18 protein-coding genes are annotated in these 16,112 nt (G+C 73.2%); 11 read left to right on the forward strand and 7 right to left on the reverse strand.

Annotated elements, in window-relative coordinates:
- Positions 1-3: 3 nt before the first annotated feature.
- The 5 genes from FHR36_RS33950 to FHR36_RS33970 all read right to left on the reverse strand — a co-directional run bounded on the left by FHR36_RS33950 (position 4) and on the right by FHR36_RS33970 (position 4,515).
- Positions 4-1,221 (reverse strand): tetratricopeptide repeat protein, encoded by a 1,218-nt coding sequence (locus tag FHR36_RS33950; RefSeq protein ID WP_253803665.1) that lies wholly within the window; start codon positions 1,219-1,221, stop codon positions 4-6.
- Complete coding sequence (locus FHR36_RS33955; RefSeq protein ID WP_253803666.1) at positions 1,214-2,152, reverse strand: arginase family protein; 939 nt, start codon at positions 2,150-2,152, stop codon at positions 1,214-1,216. The genes FHR36_RS33950 and FHR36_RS33955 overlap by 8 nt, the downstream gene beginning before the upstream one ends.
- Positions 2,153-2,292: 140 nt before the next feature.
- Positions 2,293-2,454, reverse strand: coding sequence for a hypothetical protein (locus FHR36_RS33960; RefSeq protein ID WP_253803667.1), 162 nt, complete (start codon positions 2,452-2,454; stop codon positions 2,293-2,295).
- A gap of 271 nt (positions 2,455-2,725) precedes the next feature.
- On the reverse strand, positions 2,726-3,568 hold the full coding sequence (locus tag FHR36_RS33965; protein WP_253803668.1) for an NAD(P)H-binding protein: 843 nt from the start codon (positions 3,566-3,568) through the stop codon (positions 2,726-2,728).
- 44 nt (positions 3,569-3,612) lie between these two features.
- A complete protein-coding gene (locus FHR36_RS33970) occupies positions 3,613-4,515 on the reverse strand; it encodes an alpha/beta hydrolase (protein ID WP_253803669.1) in 903 nt (300 codons plus the stop codon).
- 335 nt (positions 4,516-4,850) lie between these two features.
- Between FHR36_RS33970 and FHR36_RS33975 the strand changes: the two genes are divergently transcribed.
- Together FHR36_RS33975 and FHR36_RS33980 are read left to right on the forward strand one after the other, a co-directional pair.
- Positions 4,851-5,876: an Lrp/AsnC family transcriptional regulator gene (locus FHR36_RS33975; RefSeq protein ID WP_253803670.1), complete on the forward strand. Its 1,026-nt coding sequence runs from the start codon at positions 4,851-4,853 to the stop codon at positions 5,874-5,876.
- A 285-nt stretch (positions 5,877-6,161) separates the two neighbouring features.
- Positions 6,162-6,839: a DUF4232 domain-containing protein gene (locus tag FHR36_RS33980; protein ID WP_253803671.1), complete on the forward strand. Its 678-nt coding sequence runs from the start codon at positions 6,162-6,164 to the stop codon at positions 6,837-6,839.
- A gap of 278 nt (positions 6,840-7,117) precedes the next feature.
- Here the strand turns inward: FHR36_RS33980 and FHR36_RS33985 are convergent, their stop codons facing one another.
- Entirely contained in the window at positions 7,118-7,330 is a 213-nt protein-coding gene (locus tag FHR36_RS33985) for a cold-shock protein (protein ID WP_253803673.1), read from the reverse strand.
- A 180-nt stretch (positions 7,331-7,510) separates the two neighbouring features.
- On the opposite strand from FHR36_RS33985, the gene FHR36_RS33990 reads away from it, so the two are divergent.
- The 3 genes from FHR36_RS33990 (at position 7,511) to FHR36_RS34000 (ending at position 9,066) form a co-directional block, all read left to right on the forward strand.
- The gene (locus tag FHR36_RS33990; RefSeq protein WP_253803675.1) at positions 7,511-7,873 is read left to right on the forward strand and encodes a hypothetical protein; all 363 of its coding nucleotides are present in this window, start codon (positions 7,511-7,513) and stop codon (positions 7,871-7,873) included.
- Between the two features lie 146 nt (positions 7,874-8,019).
- Complete coding sequence (locus FHR36_RS33995; protein WP_253803676.1) at positions 8,020-8,472, forward strand: hypothetical protein; 453 nt, start codon at positions 8,020-8,022, stop codon at positions 8,470-8,472.
- 225 nt (positions 8,473-8,697) lie between these two features.
- Positions 8,698-9,066, forward strand: a complete 369-nt coding sequence (locus FHR36_RS34000; RefSeq protein ID WP_253803678.1) for a hypothetical protein — start codon at positions 8,698-8,700, stop codon at positions 9,064-9,066.
- 66 nt (positions 9,067-9,132) lie between these two features.
- Here FHR36_RS34000 and FHR36_RS34005 read toward each other — a convergent pair whose 3' ends face one another.
- Complete coding sequence (locus FHR36_RS34005; protein WP_253803679.1) at positions 9,133-9,984, reverse strand: hypothetical protein; 852 nt, start codon at positions 9,982-9,984, stop codon at positions 9,133-9,135.
- A 491-nt stretch (positions 9,985-10,475) separates the two neighbouring features.
- Between FHR36_RS34005 and FHR36_RS34010 the strand changes: the two genes are divergently transcribed.
- The 6 genes from FHR36_RS34010 to FHR36_RS34035 all read left to right on the forward strand — a co-directional run bounded on the left by FHR36_RS34010 (position 10,476) and on the right by FHR36_RS34035 (position 15,877).
- Positions 10,476-12,479, forward strand: coding sequence for a LodA/GoxA family CTQ-dependent oxidase (locus tag FHR36_RS34010; RefSeq protein ID WP_253803680.1), 2,004 nt, complete (start codon positions 10,476-10,478; stop codon positions 12,477-12,479).
- Positions 12,476-13,615 carry a tryptophan 7-halogenase gene (locus tag FHR36_RS34015; protein ID WP_253803681.1) on the forward strand — a complete coding sequence of 380 codons (1,140 nt, stop codon included), beginning with the start codon at positions 12,476-12,478 and terminating at the stop codon, positions 13,613-13,615. The genes FHR36_RS34010 and FHR36_RS34015 overlap by 4 nt, the downstream gene beginning before the upstream one ends.
- Positions 13,612-14,334 (forward strand): hypothetical protein, encoded by a 723-nt coding sequence (locus FHR36_RS34020; RefSeq protein ID WP_253803682.1) that lies wholly within the window; start codon positions 13,612-13,614, stop codon positions 14,332-14,334. Before FHR36_RS34015 ends, FHR36_RS34020 begins: the two co-directional genes overlap by 4 nt.
- A 162-nt stretch (positions 14,335-14,496) precedes the next feature.
- Entirely contained in the window at positions 14,497-14,802 is a 306-nt protein-coding gene (locus FHR36_RS34025; protein ID WP_253803683.1) for a hypothetical protein, read from the forward strand.
- Positions 14,803-14,935: 133 nt separating this feature from the next.
- Positions 14,936-15,442, forward strand: a complete 507-nt coding sequence (locus tag FHR36_RS34030) for a mycothiol transferase (protein ID WP_253803684.1) — start codon at positions 14,936-14,938, stop codon at positions 15,440-15,442.
- Positions 15,443-15,574: 132 nt separating this feature from the next.
- On the forward strand, positions 15,575-15,877 hold the full coding sequence (locus FHR36_RS34035; RefSeq protein ID WP_253803686.1) for a hypothetical protein: 303 nt from the start codon (positions 15,575-15,577) through the stop codon (positions 15,875-15,877).
- The last annotated feature ends 235 nt before the right edge of the window (positions 15,878-16,112 follow it).

Consider the following 16,112-nt stretch of genomic DNA (forward strand, 5'->3'; position numbering starts at 1 on the left):
CGCCTACCCGTTGCCCAGCCTCGCGAGCGCGCGCTCGAAGTGGGTACGGCTGGTGGCCGGGCCGTCCTGGGCGAGGTCCAGCCCGGCCCGCAGGACGCTCTCGTCGTCGCGGGCCAGCTCGGACAGCGCCAGGTAGTGCTCCAGGGCCCGGTCCCGGTTCCCCAGCTTCTCGTGGCAGCGGGCCGCGTGCAGCAGGTGGTGCCCGACGTAGGGCGGCCCGGCCGCGACCGCCCGCTCGTAGCTCTCGGCCGCCTCCCGGATCCGCCCGAAGCGGACGTACGCCTCGGCGAGTTCGCCGTGGCTCACCGACCAGACCGGGTCGAGCGCGATGAGCGCGTGCCCGGCCTCCTCGGCTCCGTCCCGGTCGCCGGTGAGGTACATGTGCTCCTTCATCGTGGACTCGTGGTATGTCTTCATGAAGTGCAGCTCGTACGCGCGCGGGCGGCGGCTGTACGTCTCGTCGGCCGCCTCCTGCGCGTACCGCATGTAGCGGCGGGTCTCGGCGACCGAGCCCTCGGCCGCCGGGACCATGGCCAGCCCGCGGTACCAGGACGACAGGGACGCCGGGTCGAGCGCGGCGGGCGCCGCGGCGAGCGCCTTCCCGGTCTCCAGGTACCAGGCGAACTCGGCCTCGGGCAGCTCGCGCCGCTTCATGAACCACACCACCGCCTGGGTGCAGGCGTCGATCGCCCGGTCGGCGGGGACCGCCCCGGTCTCGATCGCCCGGCGCATCCCCAGGAACGCGCGCGGCGACCCGGTCCCGTCGTCCCGGCGGTTGGCCACGATGAACTCGAGCATCGCGATCTCGAACCGCTCGCGCGGTTCGCCGGCGCGCCGCTCGGCCTGCCCCAGCAGGTCCACCGCCAGGTCGAACCGGGAGACGCTGATCAGCGCGGCGGCCACGTTGACCAGCCCGACCACCGGCAGGTCGGCCGCGTTCCCGGCCGATTCCGCCAGCCGTGCCATGGCCGGGGTGGGCCGGTGGCCCAGCTCACGGAGCGAGCTGTACGGGACGCCCTCGAGCAGCGCGACCTCGTGCAGCACGTTCGGTTCGAAGACCTGCGCGAAGAGGTAGCCGAAGAACCGCGGGTCGGCCTGCTCGTACTGCTCGACACACGCCTGGGAGAACAGATCGGCCGGACGGTCCGGGGTGGTGGCGTACTGGAGACCGAGCATGGTCTCGGAGAAGGTGTTGCTGCGGAAGCCGCTGCGGTCAGTCAAGTGTCGCTCCTTGTCGGCACGCCCAGCTCAGGAGGTGGAGGAAGACCAGCGATGCCCGTCCCGCGTCCGCCAGGGTCCGCGCGTCGCGCGCCTCGGCGTCGGCGGCGAACTCCGCCACGTCGAAGCCGACGAGGCGGCCCTGGGACAGCACCACGTCGATCAGGCGCAGGAGTTCCCGTACCCCGAGCCCGATCTCGGCGGGGTAGCCGGTCGACGCCATGACGGACCGGTCGAGCACGTCGATGTCCACGGTGATGTAGACGTCCCCGCTGCCGACGGCCTCCCGGAAGGCGTCCGGGTCGTCGAGTTCGGGGGACAGCACGCTCAACTGCCGCCCGATCGACCGGAACCAGCCCGGTGCGGCGTCGGCGGCGGCCTCCTCGACGGTCGCATAGGGCGCGACGCCGACCTGGACCAGGCGGCCCGCGCCGATCCGGTCGGCGACATGGGACATCACGTTGGTGTGGAAGATCCGCTCCCGGGCGGCAGCCGGGTCGCCGGGCGCGCCGTCCCAGATCTGCAGGTCCAGGTGGTGGTCGAACTGCACCACCGAGAACGGGCGTTCGCGCCGCGCGGCGAGCGCGCCGACGACCGGGAGGGTCACGGTGTGGTCGCCGCCGATGACGGCCGGGACGACGGAGTCGGGCAACGCGCCCACCGTGCGCTCGATCGCGTCGAGCGCCTCCTCCAACGAACCGTCACCGAGGACGAGATCGCCCAGGTCGACCGCGCCGGCCAGGGCGGGGCCCGCCCCGTCCCGCAGGTCGAGGACGCTCGGCCGCCGGGCCGACCAGGTGTGGGCCCGCGACAGCGCCCGCAGGAAGTACGGGCCGTTCTCGGCGCCCGGATTGGGCGTACCGAGCGAATGGCCGGCCCCGAGAACGGCGGCGGCAGTGCCCGGCGGAATGTCGCGCGGGTGCGCGAACGGCAACCCGCAGAACGGTGTCTTTCTTCTCAGAATGGGCACGCAGAAAGCCTCTGTCGCTCAGGTGATCGAGTGCCGACGCGGCAGCGGAACGGAAAAGGGGGAGGGGGAGGCGGATTTCGTGCCGCCCCCTCCCGCCGTCGCGCTTAGCGCTCGTTCAGGATCGCGTCGAGCTCGGCGTCCACCTCGACGTCCGAGGCGAGGGCGCCCACGACGGCCTCGGTCTCCATGGCCTCGGCCTCGAAGAAGACCTCCGCGTTGGCGACACGGAAGAAGGCCGGCTTCTTGTCCAGCGTGTAGTTCGACATGACGAGCTCCCTCTGTAGGCGGAACGACAGCTGAATCACACCCGGTCCGGGCCCTGGAACGGGTCGCACTGCATTCACCGCACGGCGGATTTCGTTGCTCGTCGCTGACGTGCTGTTTGCGACCCGCCGAGTCTCACCCTCCTGTCCGTGGCCTGTCAAGGCTGCTCCGGCGCGTCGCGACCACCAACTCGGCTGCCGACCGCAGGAGGTGACGTGATCTCAGCCGGCGTCCCGGCGCGGCCCCGCATCGGCCTGCTCCGGAGGTGGCACCTCAGCTCCGGAAGGCGGCCGCGTGTTCGGCGGCCCAGGTGGCGAAGGTCAGGGCGGGGCGACCCAGGAGCTGTTCAACGGTGTCCGTCGTCGGTCCGGGCTCCGCCAGGCATGCGGCCGCGTAGCCGATCAACCGGTCGGGCACGTCCTGCGGCAGCCCCTGGGCGAGCATCGCCCGGCGCAGCGCCTCGGGGGGAATCTCCTCGAACGCCACCTCCCGGCCGATGGCCTCGCCGATGAGGCGGGCCCGGTCGCGCTGGGTGAGCGACTCCGGCCCGGTGATCGCGTACGCCCGGCCTCCGTGGGCCGGGTCCAGCAGCGCCCGTACGGCGATCTCGGCGATGTCCCGCTGGTGGATCGGGGAGGTGGCCGCATCGGCGTACACGCCCCGGGCGAGGCCGGTCGCGCGGATCTGCGGCGCCCAGGCAAGGGAGTTGGCGTCGAAGTCGGCGCAGCGCAGGAACGTCCACGGCAGCCCGGAGGCCCGCGCGGCGTCCTCGACCCGCTCGAACTCCTCGGCGAAGCGCCGGTACCCGCCGCCGTACTCGACGGTGACCGCCGACAGGACGACGACGCGTCGCACGCCGTACCGGGCGGCCAGCGCCAGCAGCTCGGCACTCGCGCCGCCGACGGCGCGCGGGCTGAGCAGGAGAGCCTGTACGCCGTCCAACGCCGGCGCCAGTGACTGCGGACTGGACGGATCGCCGACGACCGGTCGACCACCCCCGGCGAGCGCGCCGGCGGCCGGATCGCGGGTGACCGCCGCCGTCTCCACTCCCTTCGCCGCCAGCAGTCGCACGACCTCGCGGCCGACGGTCCCGGTCGCGCCAGTGACCATGATCATGTGCACACTCCTCCGGATACGGTGGGTCCTGTTGCGGCTGCGGCTCATCCCGCGTCGCGGGGAGCCAGATGCTTCTGCAGGAACGAGATCTCCGCCTCGACGGCCGGTTCGTGCGATGCGAGGAACGGTGCGTAGTGGCTGCCGGACAGCTGGACCACCTCGGAACGGGGCGCGTCCCGGGCCGCCCGGACAGCCGGGCCGGGCAGCGCACTGCGGTCCTGGTCGCAGACGACCACCAGGAGCGGGCACCGGATCCGGGCGGCATGGCGGCCCGGCCGGTACCCGCCGATCTGCAGGGCGATCCGGGCGGCGACCGTCCGCTCCCAGTCCGTATGGCGGCCGTCGGGATCGAGGGCCAGGTCGCCGTCCATGGCGTCGGGTGTGGTGAGCGAGGCGACCGCGCCGCGCGGTCCTGCCGTCGGGACCAGGAGCGGCGGACGCCCGACCAGGCCCCCGAGCAGGTCCGCGACGCCCAGGCCGAGGAGCCGCACCAGGGCGAGGGGCGTCATGGAACGCATCGCGTGGGGCGCGACTGCGCGGGCGTCGACCAGCGGGGTCTGCGCGATCGCGCCGGCGAGCCGTGGGTGGTCGGCCGCGACCCGGAAGACGTGGCCGCCCGCGAGCGAGAACCCCCAGATCGAGATCCGGTCCGGGTCGACGTCGGGCAGGCCGGCGGCGTACTCGATCGCGGCGTGCCAGTCGGCGATCTGCTCGTCGAAGCGGACGATCTGGCGCGGGGCGCCCCCGCTCTGCCCGAAACGCCGGTGGTCGAAGGCGAGGACCGCGAACCCGGCATCGTTGAACCGTGCGGCGAACAGGTCCGAGGCCGGCTCCTTCGTCACCGAGGTTCCGCCGGCCATGATGACGCAGCCGCCGTTGGACCCCGGATAGTGCCAGGCGGCGCACGAGGTGTCGCCGCTGGCGAAGCGGACTGCTTTCCGTTGCATGGATCCGGATTTCCGTTGCGTGGACGTGGACACCTGGACCTCCGTGGTGGATTCGTCGCTGTCGAGCGCTGTGAAGGCCGGGGGCCTGCGGCGTCGTCGTCGCGCAGGCCCCCTCCTCCGGGCCGCCGGTTGCGGCGCCGGACGTCGGACGTACTGGCGGTCAGCCGATCAGGCCGGGGAACCAGATGCGCGGGTCGAGAATCACCGGGTGCTCCTTCCGTGGCTCGGGTCCGCCGACGGAGGTCGGGGACGGGCGGGGTGGATGAGTTCCATCCTTGGGCCGTCGTCCCTGGAACAGGCATCGCAGCGTGACGGGATGGGCGAAACTTGACTTCATGGCGCGCGAATCGACGAATTCCGTACTCGGCCTCACGGATCAGCGGCTGGTGGCCGCGCTGCAGTGCGACGGCCGCCTCACCGCCGAGCGGGCCGCCGAGGTGCTGGGGCTCAGTCCCGCCACTGTCCGCCGCCGCCTGCACGCGCTGGGCGCGGACGGCACCGTGCGCGTGGTGATCTCACCGGTCGCGCGACCGCGCAACGGCGGCTCGGCCGGGGCCCTGTTCCTGCGCATCCGGGTCCTGCCGGCGAAGCTCGACACCATCGTGGCCGCGCTCGCGGCACGTGAGGACATCCCCTTCATCGACGTCACCACGTCGGGCGACGAGATCTTCGCCGTCGCCCGTACCGAGCCGGGCTCACGCGACCAGTTGGTCTTCCGTCAGCTGCCCGCCACACAGGCGGTGAAGTCCCTGGAGAGCGCCACGATCCTGCACGTCTTCCGGCTCACCTCCGAGTGGCGCCACCACGTGCTGACCGCGCCCGAGCGCGCGGCCCTGGGCCCCGCCGAGCCGGCCCCCGCCGCACCGACCCCCGGGGCGCGCACCGCATCCGGATCGCCGGGCCCGTACGGCATCGACACCGACGCCCTGGAGCAGTCCCTCATCGACGCCCTCGCCCCCGACGCCCGCCTGACCGCGGCCGCCCTGGCCGCACGCACCGGCCACCCGGAGAGCACGGTGCGCCGGCGGCTCGCCCAGATGGCGGCCCAGGGCCGCCTCGTCACCCAGGTGCTCGTCGATCCCCGCCGTCTCGGCCTGCCCATCGAGGCTAAACTCCTCCTTCACGTGCCCCCCGACCACCTCGCCGCCGCCGGGCAGGCGCTGGCCGACCACCCCGCGGTCCACGGCGCGTTCGCGACCTCCGGGCCCTCGAACCTGCACGCGGCCGCGTACTTCGCGGACCTGACGACCCTTTACGGATTCCTCTCCCACGACCTGGCCGGCCTGGGCATCACCCACGTCGAGACCGCCATCGTCAGCCACGCCGCCAAGCGAACTCCCGCGCCGGGGCCTGGCTTCTGAGTGCGTCATGCTGTCGCGGTCGGTGGTCAAGGCCGTCCGGGTCACGGATCTGTCCCGGCGGGCGGCGCCGGCGCCGGCGGTGCGGGATGGCGATCTGAATCGGCGTCAGGGCTGGTCGGCGGCGGGGTGGGGCGTGAGACGCGGGCGGATTCCGGGCGTCCATGTCACAGCACTGTCCTGGGGACGGCCCGGGTGGAACGGTTCGTCAGGGAGGGTGGTCCTGATCTTCGGAAACCCGCTCGCACCGAGCACCAGGCACTACTGCCCCACCCGGAGGAAACCACCGTGCGCGTCCGCAAGCTCGCCTTCGCCGCCCTGGCCGTCGCCGCCGCCCTCTCGCTCACCGCCTGCCAGGACGACGGGACGGGCGCCGCACAGGGCGCCCCGACCGCGTCCACCGGCTCCTCCCCCTTCGGCGGTCCGGCCTCCGGTGCTCCGGCCTCCGGTGCTCAGGCATCGGGCGGCCCGGCGTCGGGCGGTCCGGGGAAGGGCAGCACGCCGCCCACCGCCGCACCGGCCGGCTCCGCCGGGGCCGGGAAGACCGCCAAGTGCCGGACCGCGGACCTCACCATCACCGCCGCGGACCGCACCATCAGCGGCGACGCCGACCACACCGTCGTGGTCGAGCTGAAGAACCACAGCGGCAAGGACTGCACGCTCTCCGGCTACGCGGGCGTCGACCTGAAGACCTCCGCGGGCACGGTGTCCGCGAAGCGATCCGGCGAACCGGTCGTCACGGGCGTCGTGGCGAACGGAAAGTCGACGTACTTCGGCATCGTTTACCCGGCCAACACCTCGGGCGGCTCCGGCGTCCGGATCACCGGCCTGGTGGTGACCCCGCCGGACGAGACCCAGTCGGTCACCCTGTCCTGGCCGGGCGCCGGCTCACTGCCCGTCACGGACGGCAGCGGCTCCCCGGTGAAGATCGGCCCGATGGGAAGCGCCGGCCAGGGCGGTCAGTGACCGAGAGCGCCCGGCGTGATCAGAACCGAGAGGCCTCGACGCCTTCACCGGCACCGTGACACGGGCCGTCCCGGTCGACACCCGGTACGGGCCCCGCAGCTCCACGGCCGGCCGTCCCGTGCGCTTCCACGCCATCCGTACGGCGCCGCCGTCCGCCGTCGAGTGCTCGGCAGCGATGCCGAGCCGCGTCGCCCAGGTCTCCTCGCGGCGGATCGGTAGCGCGCGTGACAGCGCCCGGCGACACTTCACCGTCCGCTGTCACGCGCGCCGGTGTCGCCCTACTGCACGACCTGTACCTTGTCGGCCTGCATTCCCTTCTGCCCTTGCACGGCCTCGAAGGTGACCTTCTGGCCTTCCACGAGCGACTTGAAGCCAGTGCCCTCGATCGCCCGGAAGTGGACGAACAGGTCGGGTCCGGACTCGGGTGTGATGAAGCCGTAGCCCTTCTCGTCGTTGAACCACTTCACGGTGCCGTTCTGGCGGTCGGCCACGGTTGCCTCCCTGGGAGTAGTCGGTGCCGGTGTCGGCACAAGCCGAGCCGATCATGACATGAGCGGTGGGTGATGGCGCAATAGCACAGAGTCAGACGAGCCCCCGGAAGACGGCGAACGGTCGATGATGGGGTACGTCGGCGATGGGCCGGGCGGGCAGGGCTGCGGAGGGGAGAGAGCATGATGGAGGATCAGGACAAGGCCGAGGACGCACCGGAGGTTGCGCCGGTGAGTCCCACCGACGGCCTCGGGGACTCGGAATATCCACCTGTCGGAGCGGTGGCGGCCGGTGATGTCGGCGGCTTCGTGGGCGCCGCGCTCGGTTCGGGAGCCGCGCTGGGGGCGGCGCTGAAGTACGGGGCCGATCTGGCGAAGACGGCCCTGACCGAGCGCGGCGAGACGCGCCGGGAGAAGCTCCGCCAGGACGGCGAGACCGAACGCGCACGGATCGCGAAGGGAACCGCGGCGCCCACGACCGAGGCGGTCGGCGATCGAGGCAGCGCGTCGGGGGGCGACCTGAGCACACCCCGGGACGGCTCCTGACACCGTGCCGGCGCTGCGCCTCACGGGGGACGATGTCCGACAGGTTGCGCGGGCCGCGGTGCCCGCAGCGGCGATCGTGCGTTGTGCACCACATGACGGAGCGAGCCGATGACGGCAGGGGCAGGCCGGAGCCTATGGTGTGGGCGATGGTGGTGCACGACGAGACCGAGGAGGAGCCGCTCTTTGCGGAGGCGATCGTGGAGTTCGACTCCGAGCGGTATCCGGAGTTCGTGGCGGACGCGATGGACAGCGGCCTCGTCCTGGCGCTCGGTGACCCTCCGGCGACCACCGCGGTGGTGCACGTCCGTGGCCACCGGCTCACCCGGCTGGTGCTGATCGGCGGCCGTCAGGTGTGGGAGCCCACGTCCCCGGTCGAGCTGACGGACCGCTGGCTGGAGGCCGCCGTGGCCGACGGCGAGATCCTCCTGACGGTCGTCCCGCCCGGCACCTGGCCGGCGGGCATGCTGGAACTGCCGCCCGACGCCCGCGACAGGCTCTTCGCGGCCGCCCTCCAGGACGCCCACGAGTCCGGGCTGACGCTGCACGGTACGGTCCGGCTCGTCGAGGAGTCGCCGGAAGGCGGCGGCCCGAACGCCTGATGGGCCGACAGTGGGCCGGTCGTTGCGCCAGGGGATGGAAGAGGGCGCGGCGCATGCGTGCCGTCCGAGAGGTCATGCCCGGGTCCGCCGCATGCTGGCCGTCATCCACGGACGGAAGGACATCGGGTGAAACTCGGCAGAAGGGTCGCGGCCGTCGCAGCTGCGGCCGCGTCAACAATCGTCATCAGTGCGGGTGGGGCTCACGCCCAGACCGGGACCGGATCCTTGCTCGGGCTGATCAACCTGCCCGTTGTCGTCGGCTGTTTCCCGACCGGCCAGGCGGGTTGCGGGAACAGTTCGGGGGGCGGTGTGACGGGCGCTCACACCGTCCTGGGCGACTTCACGAGCGTTGCGGCGGGGCAGAGCGGTGTCGCGACCGTCTTCTGCCCTGCCGGGCAGGTCGCCACGGGCGGAGGGTTCGACACGTTCGTCCCCGGCGGTGGATCGCCCGACGGCTTCCTGGTCGTGGCCTCCGAGCCGGTCACGGTCGTCGGTTCGCAGACGCCCACGGCCTGGGAGGTCAATGCCGTCAACAACAGCCCGTCAACCGTCCAGTTCAGGGCGTCGGCGACCTGCGTCGACGCTGCTCGGTAGGGGCCGGCGGGTCGTCCCTCCCAGCGGTGGTGGGAGGGGCCGTCCCGCCGTTGGCGGGTGGGTGGTTCAGCGGTGGGTGCGGCGGCGCCGCGCGACGATCAGGATGCCGGTGCCGAGGGCGGCGAGGGCGGCGGCGGGGGCGGCGAGGAGGCCGGTGGGGGTGCCGGGGCCGGTCCGGGCGAGTTCGGCCGTGCCGACCGGCGCGGGGGTGGTGGGCGCGCTGCTGGGGGTGGCGGGGGCGGCGGTCCGGTCAGTGGCCGGAGTGACGGCTACGGGCTCGGTGTCCGGGTGGGTGACCTCGACGGTCGTGGAGTGGGCCGTGCCGGTGCCGGTGACCTCGGCGAACGCCGAGGTGGTGACCGACAGCGCGGTCAGGTCCGTCGGGGCGCCGGCGGCCAGGCCGACCCGGAACAGGGCGCGCGCGGCGCGGCCGTCGGGGAGGTGCTGCATCAGGGGTGAGGTGTCGACGCGGATGGCCTCGCCGCCGCAGCCGTCGTCGATGCCGAGCTTCTGCCAGGCGCCGTCGCGCATGACCTCGACGGTGACGTCCTTGAGGCGGAGGCGCTGCTTGCCGCCGGCGTCCTTCAGGGTGAGGGTCGGGGCGGCGGCGTCGAACTCCGCTCCGGAGGTGTTGGCGAACTCCACGCCGATCTCGGTCGGCGAACCGGCGGCCAGGGTGAGCGGGGCCGGCTGGACGAAGTCGGCGGCCGGGGCGGCACTGTGGTGCCGCTGCTGGGCCTCGTTCGAGATGATCGGGTTGTTCGCCCTGTAGGGGCCCTCGCACGCCCAGGCGGAGTCGGTGCCGAGGAACTGGACGCCGCCGGCGAGGACGGCGACGGCGGCGACCGTGGCGAGTCGGCGGCGGGCGGAGAACGCGTGGACATTCCTCGCTGAAGCACTGATAGCGGACGTGCGCATGGCGTGAACCCCCGAGGCCCTGGTGCTGATGGTGGTGTGGTCGAAGGCCGCCCGACCCCTCGGCCGTTCGCGTCTGTCGAGCGGTAGCGCCCCCGGTCCTGCCGGCCTCGCTCTCCGTCGCCCTTCACCCATACAGACGTCCATCCAGGCCGGAGGTTGCGGGTCGGTTCGGACGTTCTTCGGGAATTTCCGGCGACACCGCGCCCGCGTACCGGAAACGGCTGGTGTGCCGGCGGGCGCCGGGTGGTGAACGCGTCCGGAAGTGCGCCGTGTTCGCGGCGGCGGGCACCGGCGCGCGCGTGCTCGCGCCCGGCATTCAGGTGAGTTCGCCGCGCTCGGGGTTGTGGTGGGCGCGGTGCCGACCGACTACTTCGAATGCGACCTAATTCGGAGCGTACGACCGCACCTGACCGACCGCCAGGCCCTGCCCGAGTCCGCCTGCCGTCGCGTGCGGTCCCTCCCACCCGCTCAGAGAGGAACAGCAGAGCCCGATGACCGACGACATCGCCTACGCGAAGATCCACCCCGCGATCGGGGTGGCCCGCGTGGGCAACAGCACGCTGGACGACGGATGGTTCCTCGGCCCCGAGACGCCCGAGCCCGAGCCGGCCCCGGTCGGCTTCTACAAGGACGACAGTGGAGCGATCAAGCGCCAGGCCGCCCGCTTCCGGATCTACGGCTACGACAGCTCCGGCCGGGTGGTGCGAGAGCTGAAGCCCGCCGAGGCCGGGGTGGAGGTCGAGTGGGCCGTGCACGTGGCCAACCGCAAGTCGGCCTGGTACAACTTCGACCTCGCCCTCGACATCCCCGACATGGTGGGCAAGGCGTCCGCCCGCCGCAACAGCAAGATCGACGGCGAGGCCGACCGCAAGCGGCTGGTCGTCGACCCCGGCCGCAAGACCTTGGTCCCCGGCAGCGCGACGCAGGTGGAGTTCAGCGGCGGCACCTTCCTCGGCGTCGACGTGCCACTGGGCCGCATGCACACCGACGAGGACGGGCGGCTGGTCGTCCTCGGCGGCCGCGGCACCTCCGGTGCGCCCGGCGGGGAGGAACTGCACTCGTTCGGCAACAACGACGGCTGGTACGACGACACCTCCGACGGACCGGTCACCGCCACCCTCGTGCTGAACGGCAGGCCCGTCGAGGTCGCGGGCGCCTGGGTGGTGGTCGGCCCGCCCAACTACGCCCCCGACGTGAAGACCCCGCGCACCCTGTGGGACCTGCTCCACGACGTCTTCCGGCCGCAGCACCCGGTCCCGGGGCCGGAGGAGGTGTCGTTCGAGCGGGACATCAAGCCGATCCTGCACCGCTTCTGCGAGCTCCAGTGGGTCAACAAGGGGTACGCCACCCACCACGGCTTCGGCGGCCCCGAGGACTTCATGGCCCCCGCCCTGCTCGACCGGCTGTCCAGCCGGGCCGAGCGCAACCGCGAGCTGCGCCGCCAGGTGTACACCGCGATCCGCGACTTCGAGCGGGACGGCCTGTCGCCGCAGCCCTGGCCGTGGTTCTACGGCGACGGCATGGCCAGCAAGCCCAAGTCGCAGCTGCAGTACATGACGCTGTCCGACACCCAGATCGAGCAGCTGGGGAAGTGGGCGGCCGGGGACTTCAGCACCGCCCCGGTACCCGGCTTCCCGCGCCGCCTCGAGGACGCCCCGGTCGCCGACCAGCCCGGCCTGCTCGACCGCGCCGCCCTGGACTTCTGCCTCGCCGACGCCTTCCACCCCGGCTGCGAGGTCACCTGGCCGATCCGCCACACCACCATGTACCAGGAGCCGTTCCGCATCCTGCACCGCGCGGACGACGACCCGGAGCCCGACTACGGCCCGCAGCTGAGCGCCGAACGGGCGCTGGGCGCGGACGGCCCGCTGCACGCCCAGCCGCCCGGCGGGCTGACCCGCTGGATGGCGATCCCGTGGCAGGCCGACACCGCGAGCTGCCGCTCCGGGTACGAGTCCAACGCGCTCCCCAAGGCCCGCTACGACCCGCACCTGCCGACCTTCTGGCCGGCCCGGGTGCCCAACCACGTGCTCACCGAGGACGACTTCCGGATCGTCGACCAGAAGGCCGACGGCGCGGGTTCGGAGGAGGAGCGGCAGGACGCGTTCGCCCGCCGGGCGTCCTGGCTGCGCGGCCTGCGCGGCGAGTACAAGGAGCAGCTCGCCCAGGCGGTGAAGGAGTGGCACCACTTCGGCATCGTCGAGACCCGCCGCTACACGGTCGGCGACGGCAGGTTCCCCGAGGTGGTCCAGGTCGAGTCCGTCCCCGGCTTCCCGTTGGAGGGCGTCTCGCCGGACCGGAACCTGGTGACCGTCCATGTCCCGGAGGCCACCTCGCTGGACATCACCGCCTACACCGGCGTGCTCGGGGACGTCGCCGCGCGGACCGGGTACAGCGCCGAGGAGATCACGATCGGCTACATCGACAAGCTCGACCCGTTCGGCGAGGAGTCGGCCAACGGCGGTGGTGCCCGGTCCGCGGACGGCACCGCGTGAGGCCCGCCGCACCCGCCGGGCCCGACCCGCTCGCCGGGCCCGCCCCGGCCGACGGCGCCCGCTACGACGTGGTCGTGGCCGGTGCGGGCCCGGCGGGTGCGGCCGCCGCCATCGCCCTGGTCCGGGCCGGCCGGACGGTGCTGCTCGCCGATGCCGGGCGCGGTCCGGCGCCCGTCGGCGAGGCCCTGCCCGCCGCCGCCCGGGTGCTGCTGCGCGACCTCGGCGCGGACCGCGCCCTGACCGGCGGTCACCTGCCCTGCCTGGCCAACCGCTCCGCGTGGGGGAGCCCGGCCCTCGGCTCCACCGACAGCATCCTCGACCCGTACGGCCACGGCTGGCACCTCGACCGGCAACTGTTCGACCGGCAACTGCGCGAGCACGCCCGGGACCAGGGCGCCCGGGTGCTCACCGGGACGGTGGTCCGGCCGTCGGCCCGGGCGGCGGACGGCGGGTGGACGGTGGAACTGAGCGGCCGGCGTACGGTCAGGTGCCGGTGGATCGTGGACGCCACCGGCCGCCGGGCCGCCGTCGCCACCGCCTGCGGGGCGCGCCGGGTGGTCCGCGACCGGCAGGTCGCCGTCCACCTCACCCTCGGCCCCGCCCCGGACTGCGCCGACACCACCACCACCGTCGAGGCGGCGCCGGACGGCTGGTGGTACACCGCGCCACTGCCCGGCGGCCGGCGCCTGCTGACCTGGTACACCGACGCCGACCTGCCCGCCGCCCGGACCGATCTGCCGACCGGCCTCGCGGCCACCCGGCACATCAACTCCCTCTCCGCCCGGCACCCCTGGCCCTCCGGCGCGGCGCCCCGCAAGGCGCCCGCCCACACCGCCCACCTCGACACCGTCCACGGCGACGGCTGGACCGCCGCCGGCGACGCCGCCGTCGCCTTCGACCCGCTGTCCTCGCAGGGCATCCTCACCGCCCTGTTCACCGGCCTGAGCGCCGGCCAAGCCGTCCACGCCCGCCTCGGCGGCGACCCGGACGCCCTCGCCGACTACGCGCGCTCGGTCGCCGCCGTCCGTACCACCTACCTGCGCAACCAGCGCGCCCACTACGCCGCCGAACAGCGCTGGCCCGAACGGCCGTTCTGGCAGCGCCGGCACGCACCGACACCGGAGGAGACACCATGAACGACCAACCCCTGCCCGAGACCGTCAGCGCCGCCGCCGACCGACACGGACACCGCTTCCTGCTGATCGGCAAGAAGACGATCTTCAGCTACCACCTGGGCCTGTACTACGTCCCGATCCACGCCTTCCAGATGATCACCAGGTTCGGGCTGCCCGACCGCCTGCGCGACACCTACCTGGCCGACCTGGCCGCCCACGAGCACCAGCAGGTCTACTACTCGCTGTTCACCGAAGGGCACTGGCCGCTGAGCGAGATCGTCGACGGCACGCGGACCTCGCTGCCGGTCGAACTCGAACGCGTCACCGTCGACGCCCAGGGCAACCGGACCTTCACCCCGCTGCTCCCCGCCGTCGACGCGACCTGCCGCAAGGAGGACGTGGTCCACTACCGGCCGCTCGACCCCGACGCCGGCTACCCGGACTACGTGACCGAGCTGTCCTTCGGCCAGGGCGACGAGGTGCACCTCACCCACCGCCTGGACGGTGCCCCGAACTGGGACGAGGTCATCACCACCGTCAACCCCCAGGGCTTCCAGCCCGGCGACCTCGCCCCCGCCGGCACCGTCCCCCTGTCCACCGTCAAGGACCCCCACGGCGCCGCACCGACGAGCCCCCTGACCACCGGAACCCGCTTCGAGGCGAAGATCGGCGACCGCACGGTCGCCTTCACCGCCGGACGCCAGGGCTGGTGGAACAACACCTCCCTCAACAAGAAGTAGCCCCACCGCGCCGCCCGCCGGGGCATGTCCGCTCCTGCGGGCGGCGCTGTGCCCGCCCCCTGATCCCCTGTGAGGGTTCGGCCGACCGCGCCGGTTCCTCCTCCGCGTGCGACGCTGGTGCACGACACTGCGCTCACCGATTCCGTCAGAGAGGGGAAGCCCGTGCCGTACGACCCCGGGAAGATGCTGCGGGACACCGCCGGGACAGTGAACGGAGCGGTCGAGGACCTGGCTCTCGGAAAGGCCGAGTGGGGCCGGACCTGGGACACGGCGAACTCCCTGGAGCACTTGCAGGAGCTGGCGGCCGGACTGGCCGGGTTCCTGGAGCAGGCCGACACCCGGGTACGGCTGGCCTCCGGCTCGGACGTGGCGGAGGCGTCCCGGCTGGTCCGCGAGGCCGCGGCCACGGCGGCCCGGCTCAAGGAACAGATCGGCCGGGCCCGCAGCGCGTTCGACGGCGTGCGCTGACCGCGCCGGAGCTGCGTGACCGGCGTCGAGGGGGGCGGTTACGGTCTGTCGGTCCAGCCTCCGGCATCGTCCTCGGGGAAGAATCGAGGCGGTCACCGCACGCCGGTGCGGTCCTGTGTGGGGAAGGACTCCCGTGGACACCTCTGCCCTGCTCGCCGATGCCTTCGGCCGGATCCGCGACGCCGTCCACGCCGTGGTCGACGGCCTCGATTCCGACGAGCTGGCGACGCGCCTCGACGAGGGAGCCAACTCGATCGCCTGGCTGGTGTGGCACCTGACGCGTATCCAGGACGACCACGTGGCCGGTGTCGCGGGGACCGAGCAGGTCTGGACGGCGGACGGCTGGGCCGACCGCTTCGGACTGCCGTTCCCCGCGCGGGCGACCGGCTACGGCCACACCGCCCGGGACGTGGCGTCGGTGCGGGTGGACTCGCCCGACCTGCTCACCGGCTACCTCGATGCCGTGCACGAGCGCACCCTGGCCTTCGTCCGGGGCCTCGGCGAAGCCGACCTGGACCGGGTCGTGGACACCAGCTGGACCCCGGCCGTGACGTTGGGCGTGCGGTTGATCAGCGTCGTCTCCGACGACCTGCAGCACGTCGGCCAGGCGGCCTTGGTGCGAGGCGTGGTGCGGCGGTGAAGGTCCGTGGACGTCCCCGCTACGCTCGGGGCTCCTCGACCGACCGAGCGATCAGGAGTCCCGCCGATGAGGATGGCCCGCCTTCGTGGGCATGGTGCCGCAGGAACGTTCCGCCGGGGCGCGGGGCTCCTCGTGCTGGCGGCTGTCGTCGCCGGGGGCGCGGCGGGCTGCGGGCCGAACACGGACGCCTACGTCGATCTGCAGAACGCGATGAAGTCCCACCTGACCGACGTCGACCACCGGCCGGTCACCTCGGTGTCCTGCACCCCGCACGTCCACGGCACCATGCGCGGCGACACCGCCCACCTGCACTGCTCGGTGGTCTTCACCGACGGGACGTCGTACACGGCCGACGCGCAGATCCGGAACCAGAACGACGGCGGACGGCACAACATGCCCGACCTCTACAGCTGGGACAGCCCGCCGTCGAAGTGAGCGGCGGGCCCGGCGCCGCCCTGCCGAGCGGACGGGGGCGCACGGGCTCGCTCGCGGGGCGGTCGTAGCTCGGCGGGCGGCGGGCCCAGGGCGTCGCGCGCTGCGCCGGGGGAGTGGTGTGCGGGGGGCCCTCCGGCGGTCCGTATCCGAACGAACCTGCACGTGGGAACCATTCTGCAGACCCCTCACCCGGCCGTCGGCAGGCGTGTCGCGGTGCGAGGTCGGGCCGGGACGG

It is taken from the genome of Kitasatospora cinereorecta (assembly GCF_024172095.1).
GTDB lineage: Bacteria > Actinomycetota > Actinomycetes > Streptomycetales > Streptomycetaceae > Kitasatospora > Kitasatospora cinereorecta.

Coding starts and splice junctions, on each gene's coding strand:
- FHR36_RS33975 (WP_253803670.1), top strand. CDS start 4,851: ATGGCGCGCGAATCGACGAATTCCGTACTCGGCCTCACGGATCAGCGG.
- FHR36_RS33990 (WP_253803675.1), top strand. CDS start 7,511: ATGATGGAGGATCAGGACAAGGCCGAGGACGCACCGGAGGTTGCGCCG.
- FHR36_RS34005 (WP_253803679.1), bottom strand. CDS start 9,984: ATGCGCACGTCCGCTATCAGTGCTTCAGCGAGGAATGTCCACGCGTTC.
- FHR36_RS34010 (WP_253803680.1), top strand. CDS start 10,476: ATGACCGACGACATCGCCTACGCGAAGATCCACCCCGCGATCGGGGTG.
- FHR36_RS33960 (WP_253803667.1), bottom strand. CDS start 2,454: ATGTCGAACTACACGCTGGACAAGAAGCCGGCCTTCTTCCGTGTCGCC.
- FHR36_RS33965 (WP_253803668.1), bottom strand. CDS start 3,568: ATGATCATGGTCACTGGCGCGACCGGGACCGTCGGCCGCGAGGTCGTG.
- FHR36_RS33970 (WP_253803669.1), bottom strand. CDS start 4,515: ATGCAACGGAAAGCAGTCCGCTTCGCCAGCGGCGACACCTCGTGCGCC.
- FHR36_RS34020 (WP_253803682.1), top strand. CDS start 13,612: ATGAACGACCAACCCCTGCCCGAGACCGTCAGCGCCGCCGCCGACCGA.
- FHR36_RS33995 (WP_253803676.1), top strand. CDS start 8,020: ATGGTGGTGCACGACGAGACCGAGGAGGAGCCGCTCTTTGCGGAGGCG.